Origin of the sequence: uncultured Traorella sp., assembly GCF_944327115.1 — a bacterium.
Lineage (GTDB): Bacteria > Bacillota_I > Bacilli_A > Erysipelotrichales > Erysipelotrichaceae > Traorella.
This window is the reverse complement of the sequence record NZ_CALVGS010000067.1, coordinates 1-21415: the sequence shown is the minus strand read 5'-3', so window position 1 is coordinate 21415 and position 21415 is coordinate 1. Positions and strand designations below refer to the sequence as shown.

The window sequence follows — 21415 nt, the reverse complement described above, 5'->3', positions numbered from 1 at the left end:
CATGCCCAAAAAGTACAAATTACTATTCACTTTTCAAAGAACAGCTCCAGCTAACATACAAAATTAGAAATTTTATATTTTCAAACTTTTTCATCTAAATCTCTTGATTTTTATATAGTTAGCTCCTGCCTGTAAATATTATAAAAGTGTATCATTTCAATGTCTAATACCTATATTTAATATCTTATCATACGTTTATTGTATATATATCAACAAAAAAATTCTCAAGACCTGCTTGAGAATTCTTCTCTATCATAACTAATTTTCAACCTGCATCGAAGAATGTTTGAAAGGTAAAACCTTCGTACGATCAAGTGCTACCATGACGGCCGGTATCAATACCAGCTGCATGATGATTCCCGGTATCGAATTTAAAAGCGTACTGCTGATAAATACTTCAAATGTCAGCATACCTCCATTGATACCTAAAAGGAACATCTGGACAATGCCCCAAACAACCCTTCCGGCTAACATGGCACAGATCATGCAGCGATATAAAGCCTTTATACATTGCCAAGGTGATTTTTCATATAAATAACCTGTTACGAATGCATAAGTCGCTAATTCAAAGGCCATTGCCAATGCCGTAGGATAAAACGGCGGCATACCAAATACTAAAGAACGTAACAACGGCAAAATAAAAGCCATCAGCGTACCATATTGCCATCCACATATCAATGCGCATAGAAATACAGGTAAATGCATCGGAAGCAGCATATTGCCGATCTGCGGAATCTGACCGGTAAAGAAAGGCAATACCATTCCCAAAGCCAAGAACATGGCTGTTAATGTAATATTTTTAACACTGTTTTTCATAAAACCCTCCTGATCATCTTGGATATCATCCAGTATAACGAAGATTTCTTTTCATGTAAAATACTTATTTTACATTATCATCTATGCACATATTGAATAGATAAAAGTTCAGGTACTAACTTAGCAGATGTATAAGTTCTTCAACAAGCATGCATGCCGGACAGTCACAATAAGCAGCTCCCTGCTGCTTGATCGTATTGCTGTGTCCAACAATCTCTGCAGCCTTTTCTTCACCGAAATACTTTTTACCATCCTCTGAGCCTGCGAAAGCGATCAGCTGGTCAATTGGCATGATATCCTCTTTTAATTCACGAAGGTATCGTTCTGTTTGTCTATCTTCATCATTCGTACCGACTGCATCCAGCCATTCCTTTGCCGCTTCCTTCAATTCAGCACAGCAAGTAGGTGCTTCCATCAATGCTTTGGTTTTATCAATAACTTGATTCAATACATCTCTTTCCATATATTTCCTCCTGATATCCATATAGTAACATAAATTTTCTATCTTCACAATTTATTCTACATATACCAGAAAGGGCATAAATAGGGCATAATTTATTTTAAGATTAAAAAAACGCCTAAATATAGGCGTTTTTTTATTACATGGTGGAGCTTAGGGGGTTATAATTGAAATCGTATTTGAATAAATATAGGTATTTTTCCCTTTATTTTGTAGTATTTTTCTTTATATCTTATTTTTGATAAAATGTTCAATATTACTTTTTTCTTTCCAAAATCTTTCCCAATTCACACATTAAAACAAGCCAATTTTTGGAAGTGCCAAAAATAGCCTTCGCTATAAAAAAAGGAATGCAGATTTTCAAATTTTTTCACGTTAAGAAAAATAGATGGCTCTATTTTTTAGTGAATAAAATGCAGAAAATCAAATGATTTTTTATAGCGAATGGTTGCTTGTTTGATTGTGCTTTTATGCCGAGAAAACTTTTGACAATAGGCAAGGCAAAGACAAACTCGTCAAAGGAGTGTAAGGGCATCAAAATGCCCTTATACGACGCCTGAAAGGCAGTCGAGCCTTGGGTCCCTGTTGTCAAAAGGAAATTGGAATAAATGCGCAAAGATAGTGATGCACTTTTTGCAATATTTTAAAATATTTTTAAATATTTTATTTACATTTTGTAGTTATATGTTATAATGCTTGATGTAAGGAGGTGAATAACATGGCATATTCAAGCAAAGTGCGTATCAGTATTGCGGTAAGTCCTGAGTTAAATGAGAGAATAGAGAGTATGGCGAAAAGAATGGGTATGAGTAAAGCTACTTTATGCTCTGTGCTTGTTAGTCAGCAAATCGATACTTTTGAAAAAACATGGGAAATGTTAGGCAACCCTGAATTGATGGGAAAAATGTTATCTGCATTTGCTCCTAATGTTGATAAAGAAACATTTGCTAAAAATTATGATGCTCAAAATGAAAAAGAAAAGAAAGAGAAATAAAAAAAAGAATAACCCGTCTAGTTTGGCGACTCACGAGTTATTCTACTCACACTCTTGTGAAATGGGAGCATAGTTATTATATCATAAAAATAATAATTGTGCCTCCGAAATGATTATAGTTAAAGGAGGTTTTTTCGTATTTTAATAATAAAGATAAAATTTATATTGAGAAACAATAGAAAAGGATTGGAGCAAGTTTGCGCTCCAACCCCTGTGGAGCGCAACTGCTCTAGTGAAGCCTTATTACTTGATATAAGGCTCACTACTACGACATAGGGGGCATTATGATTAAAATTTCTGTGCCTGATGCTGATGTAGTTAAATACGTCGATAGGAAGATAAAAATATTTCAAGATGAAATCACAGTAACAGATTATAAGAAACCTATCAGAAAAGTTAAAGATGGTTTTGAATTAACAAATAGTGAAAAAGTTAGTAATAAATCTAATAAACATAATAATATTATGAATAACAAAGAAAAGATGGTTCAGTCAAATAATATTTATAGATCTAAAAAATTACTTATTGAATATGCTCTAATGAATAAGAAATTCTGGACTTCATTTATTACTTTGACTTTTGTAGAAAATCTTGAAAATGTAGAAATAGCTAATCAAAAGTTTAATAATTTTACAAGTATGATGAAACGTGTTTTTCCTGATTTTAAATATTTAGGTGTTATCGAATTTCAAAAAAGAGGTGCAGTACATTATCATTTGCTAACAAATCTAATAGTAGGTTCTGAATTATGCCCATTACAAGATGGAAAAGAAAATATGTACGATGTAAAGTTTTGGAATTATGGACATTCTAGTGGTTTTGACTTAAGAAAAACTGATGATAATTTTAATGTCGCATTATATATAACTAAATATTTAACTAAAGATTTAGATAAAAGATTATTTGGAAGAAAGAAGATATTAAAATCTAATAATCTTCTAAAACCGATAGAAATAGAATTATCTAAAAATGAGCCTTTATATAATTCAGCATTAGATTATTTAAATATCAATGATTATTCGATTACGGAAAAGGATATTACACCTACTAATAAATATGCGATACCGATGAATATAAAGTCATGCAAAAATATTTCAGAAAATGATGTTGAAGTCATAAAGCAAATATATAAAAAGGAAAGTGAGGTTGATATTGATGAATAAAAAAACATCTTGGAAAGACAAATATCTATTGTCTATTTCTGAAACACTAAGTTTAAAAGACATAGAAAAATTATGTGATGTGGGAAGCAGCAAAGCTTCTGATATACGCAAGCAAGCGTTAGATTACTGTATTCTTAATGATATACCTATTTATACTCGTTATGTGCCAACAGAGGCAGTGCTGGCAATTATTAATCATGATATTGAATATTATTATAATCGTATGTGTTTAGAGAATAGAGCTGTGTTGGTTGAGGTGGTTTAATATGTCTGTGCATAAAGATGAAAGAGCTAATGGCAAATGGGTAGTAGTTTATAAAAATCGTAAAAAAAGAGGTTTTACTACTAAAAGAGATGCTCAACTGTATGAGAGTAAATTAAAACTTTCAGAAGATGAAAATACTTGTAATATGTACATTTATGATGTTGCTGATATGTATTTAGATGATCTATATAAACGTGTAACTTATGGCAGCTATATAAAACGTTTTCAAGTTTATCGAGATTATATTAAACCTAATATCAAAAATAAAAGAATATCTTTAATTACCACTCTTGATTGCAAGAAATTTAATGATTATGTTGGAAGTCTTAAATTTTCTACTGTTCATAAAAATTGTATCCTTAGCACCTATAAACTTATTTTTACTTTCGCAAAAAAATATTTAAATCTAAAAAGTAACCCTAGTGATATTTTAGAAAATTTCAAATCGACATCAGAAGAAAAAATGAAGAAAAAAGATGCTGAAAATAACATTTGGTCTGTTGATGAATTTAATCAGTTTATTAAATTTGTTAAAATCAAAAAATATAAAGTTTTATTTTATGTGTTATTTTATACTGGTATTCGTCAAGGCGAAGCTCAAGCACTTCAATGGAAAGATTATTATGATGGTATATTAGACATATATAAAAATTATACTAAAAAAACCGATAAAGGCATTTACGAAATAAAAGATACTAAATCCGTTAATAGTGTTAGAAAAATAACATTAAATCAAGGACTTATTAATATCTTAGATGATTATAAAAAAGATTTATCTTCCATAAAAGGTTTTAATGATGATTGGTTTATTTTTGGTAATATTGAGCCATTAGCTAGAACAAATATAAACCGTGTGAAAGATAGAGCTTGTAAAGAGAGTGGAGTGAAAAGAATTACTTTACATGGCTTTAGGCATTCACATGCAAGTAATCTAATTTCTAGTGGCGTCAATATTGTTGCAGTATCTAGAAGATTAGGACATAGCAATATAGATATAACGCTTAAAACATATACTCATTTAATGCAGAAAAATGAAGATGAATTAGTTAAAAGTTTAGATTTATCTTTCCAAAATCTTTCCAACGATAAATCTGAATAATAAATAAAAGCCTATTTCTAGGCTTTTTTAGTTACATGGTGGAGCTTAGGGGGCTCGAACCCCTGACCTCTACGCTGCCAGCGTAGCGCTCTCCCAGCTGAGCTAAAACCCCATATCATCCTAAGATGATCTTAACCTTTCAGACCTCTGGATTGACGATCCATGTCCTCTACTACAATATCATAAATTTCACCAAGTGTCGAGCAATATTTCAAAACATCCCATGGTTCATTCGTATGAAAATGAATCTTGATCAATTCATCATCCCCTACTGCCAATAAACAGTCACCCTTGAAATGAGTTCTGAAATAATCATTGATCTCATCTTCATTTAAATTCTTACCTTCTATAAGAAGCTGTGTATCATATCTGAATTCTAACATGATTCCCTCCTATTTATTCTTTTCAATATACCATTTTTCACCTGTATCCAAACAATAAACACCTAAATTCATCCCAAAGACACATCCGCAGTCAATCGCTATATGATGATTTTTTTCAATGATCTGGCCCTTTTTCCTCTTATCGATCGACACTGTCGGTTTATGTCCGCTTACAAGATACTTATCCGCATAATAAACAAAGTCATAATTCGGAGATTTAAAGATGACCTCCTCCAGCCGATAATCTTCTAAAGGTTTATCAGGCAAAAACGGATGCAGACCGGCATGTACCAAAACAAATTTCTTTCCATTGGCACTTACTTCCTCCAGCAAGCTGAATTCTTCTAAATAATCTAACAGATCCTGTTGTTCCTCCCTGGAAAGCCTGCGAAATTGTTCCAATGTCACCCGGCCGCCATCATTGCACCAGTGATACAAATTTTCTATATCTTCCTCATCCAATTGCGTTTCTACATTCTCATCAGTAATTTCAACACAAAATTTTCTCAATACACTCAATGCCATAAAATCATGATTGCCGATGATGGGAAAAACATTGCTGCGCATCATCATATCCTGTAAAAGCTTCACAGGTTCTTTTCCTCTATCTACGACATCACCCAACACGAACAACTGATCATCATCTTGAAAATCAATAGCTTTTAACGCTTTCAGATATTCCTGATAGCAGCCATGCAGATCGCTCATTACATAAATCATATTCTCTCCTCTATGACCATTATATCATAAAATGAAACGAATCTCTCACTTTTAGGAATGTAAATAATCCCATAAGGCAATGATCTGCGAACCGCCATCCTCATATCCCTTCCAATATAATTCACCCAGCTTTTCCATATTTCTCTCCAATCTTTTGATTTCAACCGGAAAAGAAGGTGCAATGACAAAGACTCTTTTCTCTTTTTCCAAGCGGTCAAGTTCATCACACTGGGCATTATAGCTTTCATCACTTTTACCTAACGCATGCGCAAATTCAGGATAACCATGATAAAACTTCTGGGCAATCGTTTCAAGCTTATCATGATCGCTTTGTTTTCTATAAGAAGCTTCTCTTGTCCTGACAACAACGATCTTTTCATATCCCTGATCGATGGCCCACTGATAAGGAATCTTATCGCTGCAGCCGCCATCAAGATAAGGAATTCCTTCAATTTCGACCATCTTTGATACATATGGCAGACTGGAAGAAGCCTTCACTGCACGAAAGATATCACATTTATTTTTTTCAAAATATTCCGGCTGTCCATTCAAGCAATTCGTCGCAACTGCCACAAATCTTCGCTCGTTACTGAAAAACCTCTCTTTATTCAAAGGCTCTTCATTATCGATCGCATCAAACAAAAAATTAAAACCGATCACACCTTTATTTGTAACCAAGGCCTTAACACCAACATAACGACTATCATGACGATATTTTAAATTGACCCTGCCGCTTCTTCCGATCTGTCCGGCAACATAGTTAATACCATTCATAGAACCTGCCGAAACACCGATCACCGCTCTGAAATTGATGCCTGCCTGCATCAGGGCATCCAATACCCCTGCTGTATATAAGCCTCGGAAAGCACCGCCTTCTAAGACGATACAGCCTTCTGTGATCTTATCACGAGTCATTCCATAAGGAAGCTGTCCTAACTTTGTATAAACCTTGTTTTTCATTACAACTACCTCCTTGTCAAAATACCTAACGCTATATATTTTCTCACTTTATAAATAAATTTTCAACAAAAAAGCAAAGCAGCTTTTGCCGCTTTGCCTAGATAACCTTAATCATCAAATTCTCTTTTTGACTGAATAATTGCACCTGTTGTTCCATTGATCTCATATTCATATTCATAATTACCGGATTTAAAATCAATTTCATACACGATGATGCCATTCTCATAATCTCTTTCAACTTCATATTTACGAATCTGATCGGCTGTAAGACCTGCATGGCTCAAAGCAATTTCCTTTGCACGGTCAGCTGTAATACCTGAAGATGTCTGAGCATTGCCATTGTTTGAAGAAGATGAATGGTTCGATGTATCTGATGAAACATTATTTGAACCATTAGATGTATTATAAGACGGATAATTCTCCTCCTGATCCCTTTCAGCTTTTATGATCTCACCGCTTAAGGCATTGATCTCATATTCATATTCTGTGTTTCCGGCATAAAATTCAATCTCATAAATGATATTGCCATCATCTCGGTCCATTTCTATCCAATAATAGGAAAGTACACTTTCCGATACATTGGCATTTCCCAATGCGATCTGTTTTGCTTTGGCTTCTCCAATATATGACGAATTTGCAGGGATATTTGATTGACCATCCGACTGTGCAGGGGATGTTTTCTGTTCTGTTTTCACATGCATCACATCACCACTCAAGGCATTGATATCATAATCATATTCTGTTCCGTTTACATAAAACTCAACCTCATAGACCATCGCACCCATTTCATAATCCAGCTTCACATTGCAATAGCTCACATTAGCTTCTGAAACATTCGCATGCTGTAACGCTATCTGTTTTGCTTTTTCATTACCGATATAATTCTTATCACTGGCTGAACCTGTTGATGTGACATTGCCTACATTCTGATCATTGATCAATAAATTCAGTTCATTGATCGTCAGCTTAGAAAGATTTTCAAATGTATAGAGCGGATTCATCGAAAGAATTTGCTGGATCAGCTGAGCCTTTCCCATTGTAATACCATATTCACTTGCAAGATTTCTAAGTGTTTGATCATTTTCACTGATGCTCTGGCTTAATACAGCACCGTCGAAATTATTCGTTGTAATCAGCTGGCTGATCTCATCGCTCAAGAGCTGCTGAAGCTGGGCTGCTTTTTCCGGATCATTGTTTTCAACACTGATCAGTATCGAATTAGCCAGATCGCTCAGATAACCGTTACGGATCATGGAACCGATCAAAGCATTTACAGCTACATCCAAATCACTGCCCTTAAGATCCATGTCACCGATCACAGTGATCGCATCATCATTGAGCGGTATCACTTCCAATATACGATCCTGACTGTTGACCTTGAGCTCAATGCTTGGGTTTACATCAAAAGCAATCGTTGATACAGCCTTATAATTCATTTCATAATAATTAAAACCAAATATTCCCACAACTATGATCAAAGCCATGGCCGCAAGTGCCAATCCTTTAAACAAAGGTGTTCTGTTCTTCTTTTCCATCATGACCACATTCCCTTTCTGAGTTTCGCAATCAGAGAGTATAGAGTCGATAATATCCGGAGCAGTAATATGAGAATACGCCTTTTTTATTTTCTTTTCTACTTCACGATTATTCATTTTTTTCTCTCCTACTCTAAGCATGCTTTCAACTTCTTTAATGCACGGTGGTATTTTGAAAGAACCGTTGATAACGGCAGCTCCATGATCTGTGAAATCTCACGATGTTTAAATCCGCTCACCGCATGCAGATAAACAATTTGATGTTCTTCATCCGAAAGATTCTTCATGCAATCCTTCAGAACGATCATATCTTCAGCCGAAACATCTTTTTTATCGGCAATATCCTGCTCCCAATTTTCATAAGGATAATCCGCATTCTTCTTACGTTCCCGTATCTTTAATAAACATAGATTTCTGGCAATTGCCATGATCCATGCCAAGGGGCGCCCACCGGAACGATAATTTTGAGTTGCCGAATAAATGCTGACATAACAGTCATGCAGGATATCTTCCGCATCATGAGAGTTTTTCAAAATAGAAAGAATAAATCCATATACAACAGCACTTGTCATAGAATATAAATCTGCTAAGGCATTTTTATTTCCATTTGCAATTTCTTTAAGATACTGATCTAAGACAATATCATCTATATCTGTGCTGACTGACTGATTCAACAAAATCATACTTCCTTTATCCTTTCATAATATTATTACATTAGCATTCATTTTTATTGCATCATTTTTTATTTTTTTATCATTTTTTTAAGATAACATAGATATCAATAGCAATATCCTGCTTTATAAGCATCTGATTCTTTTTCATCTGCAATCTTAAATATTATGATATTTTTTGTCGATAGATACCTGTCGACCCTGATATTACATTATTTAAAATAAATGATTTGATCATAAAAGTCAATTTTTTTGCTTAAATCACAGGTTATGAAATAATTTTAAGCTGAAAAAAAGTGCCTGTTTCAGGCACGATTTGTTAAATTTGGTGGAGCTGGCGGGAGTCGAACCCGCGTCCAGAAACAGTCCCACGTATAGACATCTACAATTTAGTTCATACTCGATAATCAGCAGGTAATGATGAACAAACTCCTTACTGATGTGTCTGATTTAAATTTCGATAATGCTCCATCAGACAAAAACATTACCTATCCTTTATTTCTGACACCCTGCTTATTCCTAAAGGAGAAAAATAAGAGGACGGCTGCGAACCAGTATTTAGGTTAATTAAGCAGCGAAAGCAACTTCACGGTTTCCACCGAAGAAGTTAGCAAATTTGTTTCCGTTTATTTTTAATAGCTTTAACGTTAGCCACACGATTGCCGTCTATACCAAACATATCCCTGTCGAAACCATGACAGCCCCATGTTTCAGGTGAATGATCACCTGTAGTTTTTCATTGCTTTTTCAATTTCACGCTTTGCCGTCTTTTCCTTTTCACTATTACGCTTATCATGAAGATCTTTACCTTTCGCCAAGGCAATCTCCATTTTCGCATGACCGTTATGAAGATACATGCTAAGAGGTACTACGGTATATCCTTTAAGCTTTACCTTATCCGTAAGCTTTCTGATTTCATCACGATGAAGCAGAAGCTTTCTTTCCCTGGTTTCATCATGATTAAAGATATTTCCGTATTCATAAGGTGAAATATGCATTTCCTTGATAAAGGCCTCGCCATTCACAAAGCTGACATAGCTGTCTTTCAGCTGCACATGTCCTTTACGAACCGATTTGATCTCCGTTCCTTTTAAAACGATACCGGCTTCATAACGATCTTCGATAAAAAATTCATGATATGCTTTTCGGTTTTCAGCTATTGTTTTCTTTGCCATGACTCACCACCTTCTTAATACACGATTTCAAATTTGTCATTCATGACTTCTTCTGTTTTGTCGATAAAATACTGACGAGTAACACCTAAGCGATGCTGTGATGCCAATTCATCCGTATAATCCTTCAACAGATATACCCGATAATCTCTTGTACCGGCCGTATAATCACCATTTGAAATATGATTCACGACAGGATACCATTTTACATTCTCCACTGTGATCTCTCCTGTATCACCATCCTTTCGGATATCAAAGGAAGCACAGCCTCCCAGCATATTGAAGGGTTCATCCTGTGAAGAAAGGAAATTACCTAAGCTATAGATCACCAAGGTCCGATTGCCATCCTTGCCTTCTACCCAATCCATCGGCTGAATGACATGCGGATGTTCGCCTATGATGACATCAACGCCTAAGTCTGCCATATACTGGGCTAATTCCTGCTGCTCGGCATTCGGTGTCGTCGAATATTCGTCACCCCAATGCATGCTGACAAGGATCGAGTCACAGGTTCCCTTTAGACGTTCCACATCTTCTTTGATCCTTTCCTTGGAATAAAGATTGACCAGATATTCCTTGCCCTCCGGTATCTCAATACCATTGGTACCATAAGTATAACCTAAAACGCCAAATTTTACACCATTTCTTTCAATATATTTATTTGTTTGCTGTTCCTCAAAGCTGCGATTTAAACCTGTCGTTACGATATCCGGATACTGATCCCAGAAATTCAGATCCGATATGATCCCTGCTTCAAACTTATCCATCGAATGATTGGAACAGCTGGCAATCCAGTCAAAGCCGGCATTAGCCACTGCTTCTCCAATTTCATGAGGGGAATTAAACATCGGATAATGAGATAATCCTAATTCAGTTCCGCCTAAGATCGTTTCCTGATTGATATAGGCAACATCCTTCGATTCGACAAAATATTTGATTTCTGAATAAATATCATCAAATTCATAAGCTCCATATTTCGCATAGGCATTCATATAGATGGCAGCATGGATCAGATTGTCACCAACCGCCATGAAAGAAACAACGCTGTCCTCTTTTTCTTCAACAACAGGTTCTGTCGGTGTTTCTGTTGATGGTTCCTGAGGTTCTTGCGCAGCACAGCCTATAAGAAGAAACATACTTAACAAAACAAACAGCTTTTTCATCCTTACCCCCTGATCAGCTCAAAATCCACCTGTTTTTTAAACCGGCTGGCAGCCGTACATTTTACCTTGACCTTCTGTCCCATCGCATAACGCTTCTTCGTTCTCATTCCAAGCAAGCTGCGTGACGCATCATCATAGATATAATGATCATCATTCAGAACAGATATATGTACCAGCCCTTCTACCGTATTCTCTAATTCCACAAAAAAGCCAAACTTGGTAACACCGCTGATCATTCCTTCATATTTGTCACCAATATGATTTTCCATATATTCAGCTTTTTTCATATCATCGACATCTCTTTCACATTCAATCGCTTTTCTTTCCTGAATGCTTGACTGCAAGGCAGCCTTTTCAACCCATTGCTCATCTTTTTTCATGACCTTTTCCGTTGGCATCTTACCAAAGCAATATTTTCTCAACATCCGATGAACCACTAAGTCGGGATAACGACGAATCGGTGATGTGAAATGTGTATATTCTTTTAAAGCCAAACCAAAATGTCCCAGACACTTTGCATCATATTTGGCCTTCGCCATGCAACGTAACAGCGATGTCGAAATAATCGAATATTCTTCTTTTTGTTTGGCTTCCTTTAAAAGCTTCTGACACTGCATCGGCTTCACATTTAAGATATTCCCTTTAAATTTAAGATGGGCAAGCTGAGCAATATGTACAAATTCTTTCATCTTCTTTGGATCCGGCTGTTCATGGATACGATACATTGCCGGAATTTCCAGCCATTTCATATGAGTCGCAACGACTTCATTAGCCTGGATCATGAAATCTTCAATGATCCGCTCACTTTCACCACGTTCACGAAGCAAAACATCGACGGCTCTTCCTTTTTTATCTAATAGGATCTTACCTTCTTTAGTATCAAAATCAATACATCCCAGGCTTTCTCTGCGTTTACGAATGATCTGACTCAGCTTCATCATATCATCGACCATTTCTAAAAGATGGGCATATTTATGACACATTTTTTCATCCCGATGAATGATCTTATTGACATTGTTATAGGTCATTCTTTCTTTGGATCTGATAAAGGAAGGGAAAATGCGGTAATTCATTACTTCACCCTTCATGTCGATATCCATGACACAGGAAATCGTACATCTTTCAACATCCGGATTCAACGAACAGATCCCGTTGCTTAAGAATTGAGGCAGCATCGGTACGACACGGTCACAGACATAAATGGAAGTACCTCTTTCATAAGCGGCCTTATCCAAGGCACTTTTTTCCTGTACATAATGGGAAACATCTGCGATATGAACACCTAAGCGGTAGCCATTCTCAAGCTTATCGATACTGATGGCATCATCAAAATCACGTGAATCATCGCCATCGATCGTAATGATCAGCTGATCTGTCAGATCTTCACGACCTTTTTTATCTTTTTCCGTAATATGATCGGCAATCTTATCTACTTCCTTCATGACCTCATCACTAAATTCAATATCAACATCATGTTCCAAAAGAAGCGAAGTGATGTCAACACCCGGATCATACTTATAACCGATGATCTTTTCGATCTCAGCTTCCAATGGCTCATACTTTGTAATCTTAACAAGTACCTTCGTGTCATTGACAAGCTTGAAATCATGAAAATTCAAAATATGGATACGCTGTGAAACAAGTGGACTGTCAGGAAGAAACTTCGGCGAACGATTTTCTGCTTTTTTGATCGTTCCGACCAAATGCTTCAAACTGTGCTGCAGTACCTTGACGATCTTACATTCCGGCTGTTCATTTTCTTTGTGAATAAATTGGGCTAATACCTCATCCCCATTCATCAGCTTTCCTACATCGGCAACATAGCAGTGAATTTCATCATTTTCCACAAAACCGAATCCTTTTGGATGCACCTTCAGGATACCTTTAAAATAACCGACTTTCTCTGCCAGATAGATCTTATCTTTTATCTCAATGAAGGTCAGATCTTCAATCCCTTCATTATAGTCTTTCATAAAAGCTGTAAACTCTTGGGCATTGCTTAAATCAAACATTTCCTTCAGTTCATCCAGCGTCTTTCCTTTATACTTTGAAGACATCATGGTATCTATCAGTAATTTTTTATAGTCCATTGCTTCACCTCCTTCTAATAAAATAAAAAGACCTGTGCGGTCTTATTGGAATCTCATAATAATCACAAGAACGAAGAACAATATTCCAACGAGCATCGTCAGATTGGAAATCATCTTTTCAGGACCTCTTTCCTTTACATTGGCAAACAGGTTCAAACCTTCAGATCCTGTAAAAGCTCCTGATAATCCATCATTCTTCCCGCTTTGCATTAAAGAGAGAATTATCAATGCGACCGATACAACCATTAAAACAATTCGCAGCATTTATAAATCCTCCTTTCTTTGGCTTTATTATTCTAACACAAACAAATGCAAGTTACAACTATAAATATTTTGGAATACATTTTTACCCGATATCATGTTCCATCTCATTCTTAAATAACTGATTTTAAGTATGCCCATCATTCATGAAAAAAAAGCCATCATCGTCATTATAACGTGATGGCTCACATAATATTTTATTCTTTATCGTGTCTGCTGACAAAATTATTTACATGTCTTTTTTGTGTCATGTAAACTCTCTCCATTTGTTGATATCACATCACGATACCAGTTAAATGATTTTTTGCGATAACGATTCAGCGTACCGCTGCCATCGCTATTCAGATCAACATAAACAAAACCATAGCGCTTGCTGATTTCAGCCGTCGAACAGGAAATCAGATCGATGCAGCCCCAGCTTGTATATCCCATAAGCTCAACACCGTCTTTAATGGCTTCCTCTGCCTGAAGCAAATGCTGTTTCATATATTCGATACGATAATCATCTTCAACAGTATAGCTTCCCTTGCCATCTTCAACAAGGACATCTTTGGCACCTAATCCGTTTTCTACGATGAACAATGGTTTCTGATAGCGATCATAAAGCTTGTTAAGCGTATAGCGCAGCCCTTGCGGATCGATCTGCCATCCCCATTCGCTGGCCTCATTATAAGGATTACGCTTGAGATCACGTGTCATGTTTGATTTTGTAGGCTCTCCTGCCGTAGGATCGGCAGAGATACAATTGCTGGAATAATAGCTTAATGATATAAAATCTACTGTATGCTTCAGATCCTCGATATCCTGCGGTTCGATTTGCAATTGAACACCTTTTTCCTCAAATAAGCGTTTCGTATAAGATGGATAATAACCTCGAGCCTGCACATCTGAGAAAAGATAAGAACCACGGTCATAAAGCATCTTCGCAATGATATCATTCGGTCTTGGAGAAAGCGGATAGACCGTTACCCCCAAAATCATGCATCCGATCTTCGCATCCGGTATCATCTCATGACAAAGCTTTACGGCACGGGCAGAGGCAACCAATTCATGATGGATCGCCTGATACAATTCCTGATTTGTGAGTTGATCCTTAGGCAGATCGATCGCACCGCTCATAAACGGGGCATGTAAGATCGAATTAATTTCATTAAATGTGATCCATAACTTTACTTTATTCTTATAACGATCAAAGATTACCTTACAGTAATGAAGATAGAAATCAATCAATTTACGATTGCTCCAGCCATGAAATGCCTTAGCTAAATGAAGCGGTGTTTCATAGTGGGATATAGTCACTAACGGCTGGATACCGTACTTCAGGCATTCATCAAATACATCATCATAAAACTGTAATCCTTTTTCATTTGGTTTTTCCTCATCACCATTCGGAAAGATACGACTCCATGCAATCGACAAGCGAAAGACCTTAAAGCCCATTTCTGCGAAAAGCCTGATATCTTCCTTATAGCGATGATAAAAATCAATACCCTTTAATTTAAGATTATCCGGGGTAGGCTCATCTGTTGGTTCACTCATCAGTCCGTGTGGAAGCACATCCTGAATATCTAATCCTTTGCCATCCTCATTATAGGCTCCTTCACACTGATTGGCAGCAACTGCACCGCCCCATAAAAAATCTTTTGGAAATGCTGACATATGTACCTCCCAGTATATTAAGCTTCCAAGGTCATCCAGGCATCCTGTGCCTGAATTTCTCCTGTTTTAGCACTGATTTCTTTATAATCATCAGGATTGGCGATAATGATCGGCGTAATTGGATCATATCCTTCCTTGCATATCATATCCAGATCAAATTCACCCAGCAGATCTCCCTTTTTAACCTGATCTCCTTCTTTTGCATGAATATGAAAATACTTTCCTTCCAGCTTGACCGTATCTAATCCAATATGAATGATGATCTGAGCCTGATGTGATGAAACCATCGTAAGGGCATGACCTGTTCGGAACACTGTCATGATCTTACCGTCACACGGAGCATAAAGCTTTCCTTCTGATGGAATGATTGCTGCTCCTTTACCCATGATTTCATTCGCAAAGGTCGGGTCGTTCACTTCCTGCAGGTTAACTGCCTTTCCATTTAATGGCGCATAAAGGATCTCTGAAGCATCAATTGCTTTTTCTGTGATTTCCTCTTGCTCTGTTTTTTGTGAAACCGGTTCTTCTTCCTCTTTTTTCGGACGATTCAGCACATAAGATACGATAAACGAAACAACAAATGCGATAAGGGCTCCTGCACAGGCTAAATAGAAGTTGCTCATCGGAGCCTCTAATCCGATATAGCTTGGCAGTGTCAGCAATCCCGGTGATCCGCCAGAGAAATTTTTGACATTAAGAATTCCCATGAAGAAGCCACCGACAGCACCACCGATCGAAGAAGCAATCATATTTGTCTTATATTTCATGGTAATTGAGAAAAGCACCGGTTCGGTTATTCCAAAAACAGCTGTCAGACCATTTGCCCATGACATTTCCTTTACCACTTTATCCTTGCTTCGCAGTGACAATGCCAAAGCAGCTGCACCCTGGGCAATATTTGATGCTAATTGACCCGGATAGATGAAAGTATCAAATCCAAAGGTCATACGATTATTGATACCGATGCTGGTCAAGGCATGATGTGTTCCTGTCATAACTAAATAAGGCAATACTGCACCGATAATGGTCGGAACGAGCCAGTTTGCATATGAGTTGATCGTTTTAACCAGATCACCGATCAAGTTGGCAATGATATAGCCAACAGGTCCTAAGACACAGAGCGTTGCGATACCGCTCACCAAGATCGTTAATAAAGGACGTGTGAAAAATTTAACTGCCTTAGGTGAAATCCGATCTGCGATCGGTTCTACCTTGCTCATGAACCAAACCCCTAAAATGATCGGAATAACTGAAGAAGAATAATTAGCAGCATAAATCGGCAGTCCAAAAATACTGATTGCCTCACCGCCATCCTTTGCGACATTCACCAAAGAAACAAAATTAGGATGCAGCAGGATACCACCCAGCATCATGGCCAGCATAGGTGAACATCCGAATTTTTTGGCCGCACTGTTAGCTAAAAAGATCGGTAGGAAATAGAAAGTTGAATCAGCCATGAAATTGATGACCTGATATGTCATCGATTCACTGCTTACCCATCCAAATGCGATTAGGATCGCCAGCACTGCCTTCAACATACCGGCAGCCGTCAAAGGCATAAGAATAGGTGTAAAGATACCTGTCAGCGTATCGATCAAACGATCGCTCCACTTCATTTTTTCTGTTGATTTTACAGGTTGCTCCTTATCTCCCATTAATTTTGATAAGGCATTGAATACATTTGGCACATCTGTTCCGATGATGATCTGATATTGTCCTCCTTTTTTCACAATACCACTGACACCTTCCAAGGCTTCAATTGCAGCATCATCTGCCTTTGATTCATCTTTAAGATTAAAACGTAATCTTGTCAAGCAGTTAGTAACAGCGACCACATTGTCACTGCCGCCAACCAATCGCAAAATATCTTTGCTTAATTTCTGATAATCCATGGTTCCTCCTTTAATCATTTGATTCTTCTTTATTTACCCTTGCCTTGCGATCACTCAGCACGCGATGGATATGTACTGCCAAATAGATCATTTCCTCGTCACTTACTTCATAGTCAAAGGTCTTTTGTATATAAGTCCTGATCTTTTTTGTACATTCATATTCATCCGCAAAATTGATGATCATTTTCGCAATGAATTTTTCATCGGAACTGCTTAAGCGCTGCTGGTTGATGACCCTGTCCGCAAAATACCGAAGATGTACAAGCAGCCGTTCATATGCCAAACTGTCCGGACTTAACTCTAAAGAATAGTGATACTTGATGATATTTAAGATCGCTTGTATCATTTCTACAGACTGTTGTACATAATTGACATTATCTGTATCTACTTCTGCTTCTACAAGATGAATGGCAATATATCCGGCCTCATCTTCAGGAAATTTGATTCCCAGCTGTCGCTCAACGATATTCAGAGCTTCTGTTCCTATTAAAAATTCAGTAGGATAAAAACGTTTGATTTCATAGAGAAGCTTATTTTTTAATGGAATACCCTTTTCAATTCGCTCTAAAGCAAAGTCAATGTGATCGATCAGAGAAATGTAAATATTATCACTTAATTTTTTATCCAATATGCTGAATGCATAATCGATGACCATATTGGCTACCTGCAAATGACTTAAAGGAATATCTTTTACCAGCTGTGTAAAATGATCAGAGCGAATAGGATCACTGATCTTATAAACCTTTTCGATTTTCTGAGCATCGATCTCATCGCCCGGATGCTGCTGATATCCCAGTCCGCGTCCCATAACGATACAATCCTTGCCTTGTTCATCACAACTATACACCAAATTGTTATTAATGACCTTTTTTACCTGCATTCCTGATCTCCTTTCTTATTGACCATACAAAAAGGCTATACGAAAACTAACCTCTGTATGAAATCAGTTCTCGGTATAGCCTGCATTACCAGTAACAACCCTTGAAACATTTCTAATAATACTAAAACGCTTACAGTTTGTCAACTATTTTTATCTATTATTTTTATCTATTATTTTATCTATGAAAATTGTGAATCCCGGCAACCCCAATAAATGAAAAAACAATCATGATATCAGTCCGCAAAATATGAATAAGTGATCATAAAACGTCACGATTCATCAATGAAATAAGAAAGCATCCATACACAGTTCCATAAAAGTACCTGCAAATTATATGAATAGGTCCGTATCTTCTTTCTAATATCCTGTTTAATCGATATTTTCTGTATTTCAAGGATAAATTTCATATGCCTTGACATACGAGGCTCTTTCACGTTATAATTTAGCTAACAACGTTAGTAAAATCAAGGAGATCTGTATGAATTATAAGGAAATGGCTCTTGACCTTTTAAAGACCAGAATTGATTTTCTTCATGTGCCTGTCAGTCAAAAGCTTTCAAATTTCATCAAAGGCGAATACTTTGTCTTAAATTATTTGCTTACCCATGACTCCCAAGCACATCCAAAGGAATTGAATCGTGAAATGGCAGTCAGCTCTGCAAGGATCGCAGCCTTATTGAATCACATGGAAGAAAAAGGATTAGTGATTCGCCATGATGACGCCACAGACAATCGTCAGGTCATTGTCAGTCTTACTGAAAAAGGAAATGCATTGATCGAAGAAAAGAAAGCTGAGCTCCTTCAAAATGTGATTCAGCTTCTGGAATACCTGGGTCCTGAGGATGCACAAAACTATATCAGGATTCAGAAGAAGATCATACACGGTTTCGCAAAGTAATTCTTTATAGGCATGCTTTGCCTTTCATTTTACACAATTATCTAACAATGTTAGCAATTGTGCTCACTGATTTATACTGGCACGAAAGGAGGAATACTATTATTTCTATCAACGAGAAATTAAAAGAAAAAATTTTGGAATCTCTTTTCAGTATATTGCCAATCACATGTATCGTTCTTTTGATCAGCATGATTCTGGTTCCTATGGAAATCGGTACACTGGCGCTGTTTTTAATGGGCGCACTGCTTTTAACGATCGGAATGGGATTTTTCCAGCTGGGTGCTGAAACGACCATGACGATATTGGGACAGGGCATCGGCGGCTGGATGATCAAGCGGAAAAACATCTATTTGGTCATCATCGTCAGTTTTTTGGTTGGTGCGATCATTACTGTTTCAGAGCCTGACCTGCAGGTGCTTGCAGCACAGGTGGCATCTATTCCCAATATGGTTCTTATATGGACGGTCGCTTTAGGTGTGGGTATCTTTTTAGTCATTGCCGTATTGAGAATCTTATTCAGAATCTCTTTAAAAAGAATTCTTACACTTCTTTATATTGCCCTCTTTCTATTATCCTTTTTTTCACCGGATGCATTTACGGCCGTGGCTTTTGACTCCGGAGGGGTTACTACCGGGCCGATGACAGTACCCTTCATCATGGCCATCGGTGTCGGATTATCCGCTTCCAGAAGCGATGCAGAGGGTGTCAGCGACAGCTTTGGTCTGATTGCCTTCTGTAGTATCGGACCGATCTTAATGGTGTTATTATTAGGCATGATCTATCATCCAAGCGAAGCTGTTTACAATGCCGTGGAAATCGTTCCGATCATTACCTCACAGGACGTCATGGTTCAATTTCTGCAAGCATTGCCACAATACAGCCATGAAGTCTTGATCAGCATCTTGCCTATCATAGCTGTTTTCATCATTTTTCAATTAATTGCAAAACAATACAGCAAACGTCAGGTCATACGTATGAGCATCGGTTTTATCTATACGATCATCGGACTGATATTATTTCTGACGGGAGTTAATGTCGGTTTTGCACCTGTGGGCAATCTGCTTGGAAGCTCGCTGGCAGCTACTGATTATTCTTGGATATTGATTCCGATCGGTATGGTCATCGGCTATTATATCGTAAAAGCTGAGCCTGCGGTTCAAGTGTTGAATAATCAGGTCGAAGAAATTACCGCCGGAAGCATTTCAGCGAATGCCATGAATCTTTGCTTATCGATCGGTGTTGCCTTTGCCGTCGGGCTTGCGATGGTAAGGGTGTTAACAGGAATCAATATTTATTATATCCTTATTCCCGGTTATATCATTGCACTGACATTAAGTCATTTTGTAGAAAATGTATTTGTGGGCATCGCTTTTGATTCAGGAGGCGTTGCCAGCGGTGCCATGACGACGACCTTTCTTTTGCCAATGGCCATGGGTGCCTGTCTGTCCGCAGGAGGAGATGTCGTAAAAGATGCTTTCGGTGTTGTGGCCATGGTAGCGATGACTCCTTTGATCGCCATTCAGATCATGGGCTTTATCTATGGCAGAAAAGCTAAAAAATTGGAGTCATTGCCTGTGGAAGAAGTATCAGATGATATCGTATTATTAGAAGATGAGGAGATAAGTGAATGATATATAAAGAAAAAGAACTCCATCAGCGAATGCTTTTAATGATCACCCATGCTGATGATGAGCATAAATTAGAAAAAGCATTACATGAGCTGCACATTCCTATCTTTTATCAATGCTATGGAAAAGGAACAGCAACCTCTGAGATCCTCGATATGTGGGGACTAAGCGGAACGAAACGTATCATTACCGTATGTCTGATGCCAAAACTCTTTTCCTACAAAATTCTTTTCAAGATCAGTCAGATCATGGCTTTTCAAAAGAAGGGAAAAGGTGTTGCCGTCACCATTCCAGTCACGGGTATGCAGGATGGCATCCGTCATTTGCTTGATACACAAGACATTCCTATCATTTCAGATATAAAGGAAGGAGAAATCATCATGAAAGATAAAATAGAATATTCCGTAATTCTGACAGCTGTCAATCATGGATATAGCGAGGATGTCGTTCATGCTGCGAAAAGCGCCGGTGCCAAAGGCGGTACACTTTTAAAAGGACGTCGTTTTGGTTCGGACGAAGTCGTTCGTTTTTTAAGAATTACCATGCTTGAAGAACAGGAAATGGTATTGATCATTGTTCCACAGAATAAAAAATCAGCAATCATGTCCGCCATATCTCATGAATGCGGTATGAAGACACCGGCACGGGGAATTGTCATTGCACTTCCTGTCGAAGAAGTGGCCGGATTAGAAGAATTAGCAGAGTA

21 protein-coding genes, 1 tRNA gene and 1 other RNA gene are annotated in these 21415 nt (G+C 37.4%); 7 read left to right on the top strand and 16 right to left on the bottom strand.

All coding sequences use genetic code 11. The features are described 5' to 3' along the window. Window positions 1-258: 258 nt before the first annotated feature. Both Q0K35_RS06580 and Q0K35_RS06575 read right to left on the bottom strand, forming a co-directional pair. Entirely contained in the window at window positions 259-816 is a 558-nt protein-coding gene (locus Q0K35_RS06580) for an ECF transporter S component (protein ID WP_294561868.1), read from the bottom strand. Window positions 817-931: 115 nt separating this feature from the next. Continuing rightward, window positions 932-1279, bottom strand: coding sequence for a molecular chaperone Hsp90 (locus tag Q0K35_RS06575; RefSeq protein ID WP_294561867.1), 348 nt, complete (start codon window positions 1277-1279; stop codon window positions 932-934). A 715-nt stretch (window positions 1280-1994) separates the two neighbouring features. Here Q0K35_RS06575 and Q0K35_RS06570 point away from each other — a divergent pair. The 4 genes from Q0K35_RS06570 (at window position 1995) to Q0K35_RS06555 (ending at window position 4797) form a co-directional block, all read left to right on the top strand. Further along, window positions 1995-2270 (top strand): hypothetical protein, encoded by a 276-nt coding sequence (locus tag Q0K35_RS06570; RefSeq protein ID WP_294561866.1) that lies wholly within the window; start codon window positions 1995-1997, stop codon window positions 2268-2270. A gap of 284 nt (window positions 2271-2554) precedes the next feature. Continuing rightward, the gene (locus Q0K35_RS06565; protein ID WP_294561865.1) at window positions 2555-3433 is read left to right on the top strand and encodes a hypothetical protein; all 879 of its coding nucleotides are present in this window, start codon (window positions 2555-2557) and stop codon (window positions 3431-3433) included. Continuing rightward, on the top strand, window positions 3426-3698 hold the full coding sequence (locus Q0K35_RS06560) for a hypothetical protein (protein ID WP_294561864.1): 273 nt from the start codon (window positions 3426-3428) through the stop codon (window positions 3696-3698). The genes Q0K35_RS06565 and Q0K35_RS06560 overlap by 8 nt, the downstream gene beginning before the upstream one ends. Window position 3699: 1 nt before the next feature. Further along, complete coding sequence (locus tag Q0K35_RS06555) at window positions 3700-4797, top strand: site-specific integrase (RefSeq protein WP_294561863.1); 1098 nt, start codon at window positions 3700-3702, stop codon at window positions 4795-4797. Between the two features lie 36 nt (window positions 4798-4833). On the opposite strand, the gene Q0K35_RS06550 is transcribed toward Q0K35_RS06555, so the two are convergent. The 14 genes from Q0K35_RS06550 to licT form a co-directional block, all read right to left on the bottom strand. Then, window positions 4834-4909, bottom strand: a tRNA-Ala gene (locus tag Q0K35_RS06550). A 19-nt stretch (window positions 4910-4928) separates the two neighbouring features. Continuing rightward, complete coding sequence (locus Q0K35_RS06545) at window positions 4929-5180, bottom strand: kinase to dihydroxyacetone kinase (protein WP_294561862.1); 252 nt, start codon at window positions 5178-5180, stop codon at window positions 4929-4931. Between the two features lie 9 nt (window positions 5181-5189). Continuing rightward, complete coding sequence (locus tag Q0K35_RS06540; protein ID WP_294561861.1) at window positions 5190-5900, bottom strand: metallophosphoesterase; 711 nt, start codon at window positions 5898-5900, stop codon at window positions 5190-5192. Between the two features lie 51 nt (window positions 5901-5951). Beyond that, the gene (locus Q0K35_RS06535) at window positions 5952-6860 is read right to left on the bottom strand and encodes a patatin family protein (RefSeq protein ID WP_294561860.1); all 909 of its coding nucleotides are present in this window, start codon (window positions 6858-6860) and stop codon (window positions 5952-5954) included. A gap of 107 nt (window positions 6861-6967) precedes the next feature. Continuing rightward, a complete protein-coding gene (locus tag Q0K35_RS06530; RefSeq protein ID WP_294561859.1) occupies window positions 6968-8512 on the bottom strand; it encodes a PepSY domain-containing protein in 1545 nt (514 codons plus the stop codon). An 11-nt stretch (window positions 8513-8523) separates the two neighbouring features. Further along, on the bottom strand, window positions 8524-9078 hold the full coding sequence (locus tag Q0K35_RS06525) for an RNA polymerase sigma factor (RefSeq protein ID WP_294561858.1): 555 nt from the start codon (window positions 9076-9078) through the stop codon (window positions 8524-8526). A gap of 314 nt (window positions 9079-9392) precedes the next feature. Then, window positions 9393-9771, bottom strand: a transfer-messenger RNA (tmRNA) gene (gene ssrA / locus Q0K35_RS06520). A gap of 17 nt (window positions 9772-9788) precedes the next feature. Beyond that, a complete protein-coding gene (gene smpB, locus Q0K35_RS06515; protein WP_294561857.1) occupies window positions 9789-10241 on the bottom strand; it encodes an SsrA-binding protein SmpB in 453 nt (150 codons plus the stop codon). Between the two features lie 14 nt (window positions 10242-10255). After that, window positions 10256-11401 carry a CapA family protein gene (locus Q0K35_RS06510; protein WP_294561856.1) on the bottom strand — a complete coding sequence of 382 codons (1146 nt, stop codon included), beginning with the start codon at window positions 11399-11401 and terminating at the stop codon, window positions 10256-10258. 2 nt (window positions 11402-11403) lie between these two features. Further along, the gene (gene rnr / locus Q0K35_RS06505; protein WP_294561855.1) at window positions 11404-13491 is read right to left on the bottom strand and encodes a ribonuclease R; all 2088 of its coding nucleotides are present in this window, start codon (window positions 13489-13491) and stop codon (window positions 11404-11406) included. Window positions 13492-13533: 42 nt separating this feature from the next. Next, window positions 13534-13755: a preprotein translocase subunit SecG gene (gene secG / locus Q0K35_RS06500; RefSeq protein WP_294561854.1), complete on the bottom strand. Its 222-nt coding sequence runs from the start codon at window positions 13753-13755 to the stop codon at window positions 13534-13536. Between the two features lie 222 nt (window positions 13756-13977). After that, window positions 13978-15411: a glycoside hydrolase family 1 protein gene (locus tag Q0K35_RS06495; protein ID WP_294561853.1), complete on the bottom strand. Its 1434-nt coding sequence runs from the start codon at window positions 15409-15411 to the stop codon at window positions 13978-13980. Between the two features lie 17 nt (window positions 15412-15428). Beyond that, window positions 15429-17303, bottom strand: coding sequence for a beta-glucoside-specific PTS transporter subunit IIABC (locus Q0K35_RS06490; protein ID WP_294561852.1), 1875 nt, complete (start codon window positions 17301-17303; stop codon window positions 15429-15431). 10 nt (window positions 17304-17313) lie between these two features. Next, window positions 17314-18183: a BglG family transcription antiterminator LicT gene (gene licT / locus Q0K35_RS06485; RefSeq protein WP_294561851.1), complete on the bottom strand. Its 870-nt coding sequence runs from the start codon at window positions 18181-18183 to the stop codon at window positions 17314-17316. A gap of 478 nt (window positions 18184-18661) precedes the next feature. Here licT and Q0K35_RS06480 point away from each other — a divergent pair, with 478 nt between their 5' ends. The 3 genes from Q0K35_RS06480 to Q0K35_RS06470 all read left to right on the top strand — a co-directional run. Beyond that, window positions 18662-19081 (top strand): MarR family transcriptional regulator, encoded by a 420-nt coding sequence (locus Q0K35_RS06480; protein WP_294561850.1) that lies wholly within the window; start codon window positions 18662-18664, stop codon window positions 19079-19081. 59 nt (window positions 19082-19140) lie between these two features. Next, window positions 19141-20712 (top strand): DUF1538 domain-containing protein, encoded by a 1572-nt coding sequence (locus Q0K35_RS06475; protein ID WP_294561849.1) that lies wholly within the window; start codon window positions 19141-19143, stop codon window positions 20710-20712. Further along, the coding region (locus Q0K35_RS06470) for a hypothetical protein (RefSeq protein WP_294561848.1) at window positions 20709-21415 on the top strand (707 nt) is incomplete at its 3' end. The genes Q0K35_RS06475 and Q0K35_RS06470, both read left to right, overlap by 4 nt.

What these genes read in the sequence shown, in the direction of transcription:
- Q0K35_RS06480 (WP_294561850.1), top strand. Translation starts at nt 18,662, where the DNA reads ATGAATTATAAGGAAATGGCTCTTGACCTTTTAAAGACCAGAATTGAT.
- Q0K35_RS06580 (WP_294561868.1), bottom strand. Translation starts at nt 816, where the DNA reads ATGAAAAACAGTGTTAAAAATATTACATTAACAGCCATGTTCTTGGCT.
- rnr (WP_294561855.1), bottom strand. Translation starts at nt 13,491, where the DNA reads ATGGACTATAAAAAATTACTGATAGATACCATGATGTCTTCAAAGTAT.
- Q0K35_RS06575 (WP_294561867.1), bottom strand. Translation starts at nt 1,279, where the DNA reads ATGGAAAGAGATGTATTGAATCAAGTTATTGATAAAACCAAAGCATTG.
- Q0K35_RS06555 (WP_294561863.1), top strand. Translation starts at nt 3,700, where the DNA reads ATGTCTGTGCATAAAGATGAAAGAGCTAATGGCAAATGGGTAGTAGTT.
- Q0K35_RS06540 (WP_294561861.1), bottom strand. Translation starts at nt 5,900, where the DNA reads ATGATTTATGTAATGAGCGATCTGCATGGCTGCTATCAGGAATATCTG.
- Q0K35_RS06510 (WP_294561856.1), bottom strand. Translation starts at nt 11,401, where the DNA reads ATGAAAAAGCTGTTTGTTTTGTTAAGTATGTTTCTTCTTATAGGCTGT.
- Q0K35_RS06530 (WP_294561859.1), bottom strand. Translation starts at nt 8,512, where the DNA reads ATGAATAATCGTGAAGTAGAAAAGAAAATAAAAAAGGCGTATTCTCAT.
- Q0K35_RS06495 (WP_294561853.1), bottom strand. Translation starts at nt 15,411, where the DNA reads ATGTCAGCATTTCCAAAAGATTTTTTATGGGGCGGTGCAGTTGCTGCC.
- Q0K35_RS06570 (WP_294561866.1), top strand. Translation starts at nt 1,995, where the DNA reads ATGGCATATTCAAGCAAAGTGCGTATCAGTATTGCGGTAAGTCCTGAG.
- Q0K35_RS06490 (WP_294561852.1), bottom strand. Translation starts at nt 17,303, where the DNA reads ATGGATTATCAGAAATTAAGCAAAGATATTTTGCGATTGGTTGGCGGC.
- Q0K35_RS06525 (WP_294561858.1), bottom strand. Translation starts at nt 9,078, where the DNA reads ATGATTTTGTTGAATCAGTCAGTCAGCACAGATATAGATGATATTGTC.
- secG (WP_294561854.1), bottom strand. Translation starts at nt 13,755, where the DNA reads ATGCTGCGAATTGTTTTAATGGTTGTATCGGTCGCATTGATAATTCTC.
- Q0K35_RS06545 (WP_294561862.1), bottom strand. Translation starts at nt 5,180, where the DNA reads ATGTTAGAATTCAGATATGATACACAGCTTCTTATAGAAGGTAAGAAT.
- Q0K35_RS06565 (WP_294561865.1), top strand. Translation starts at nt 2,555, where the DNA reads ATGATTAAAATTTCTGTGCCTGATGCTGATGTAGTTAAATACGTCGAT.
- licT (WP_294561851.1), bottom strand. Translation starts at nt 18,183, where the DNA reads ATGCAGGTAAAAAAGGTCATTAATAACAATTTGGTGTATAGTTGTGAT.
- Q0K35_RS06560 (WP_294561864.1), top strand. Translation starts at nt 3,426, where the DNA reads ATGAATAAAAAAACATCTTGGAAAGACAAATATCTATTGTCTATTTCT.
- smpB (WP_294561857.1), bottom strand. Translation starts at nt 10,241, where the DNA reads ATGGCAAAGAAAACAATAGCTGAAAACCGAAAAGCATATCATGAATTT.
- Q0K35_RS06535 (WP_294561860.1), bottom strand. Translation starts at nt 6,860, where the DNA reads ATGAAAAACAAGGTTTATACAAAGTTAGGACAGCTTCCTTATGGAATG.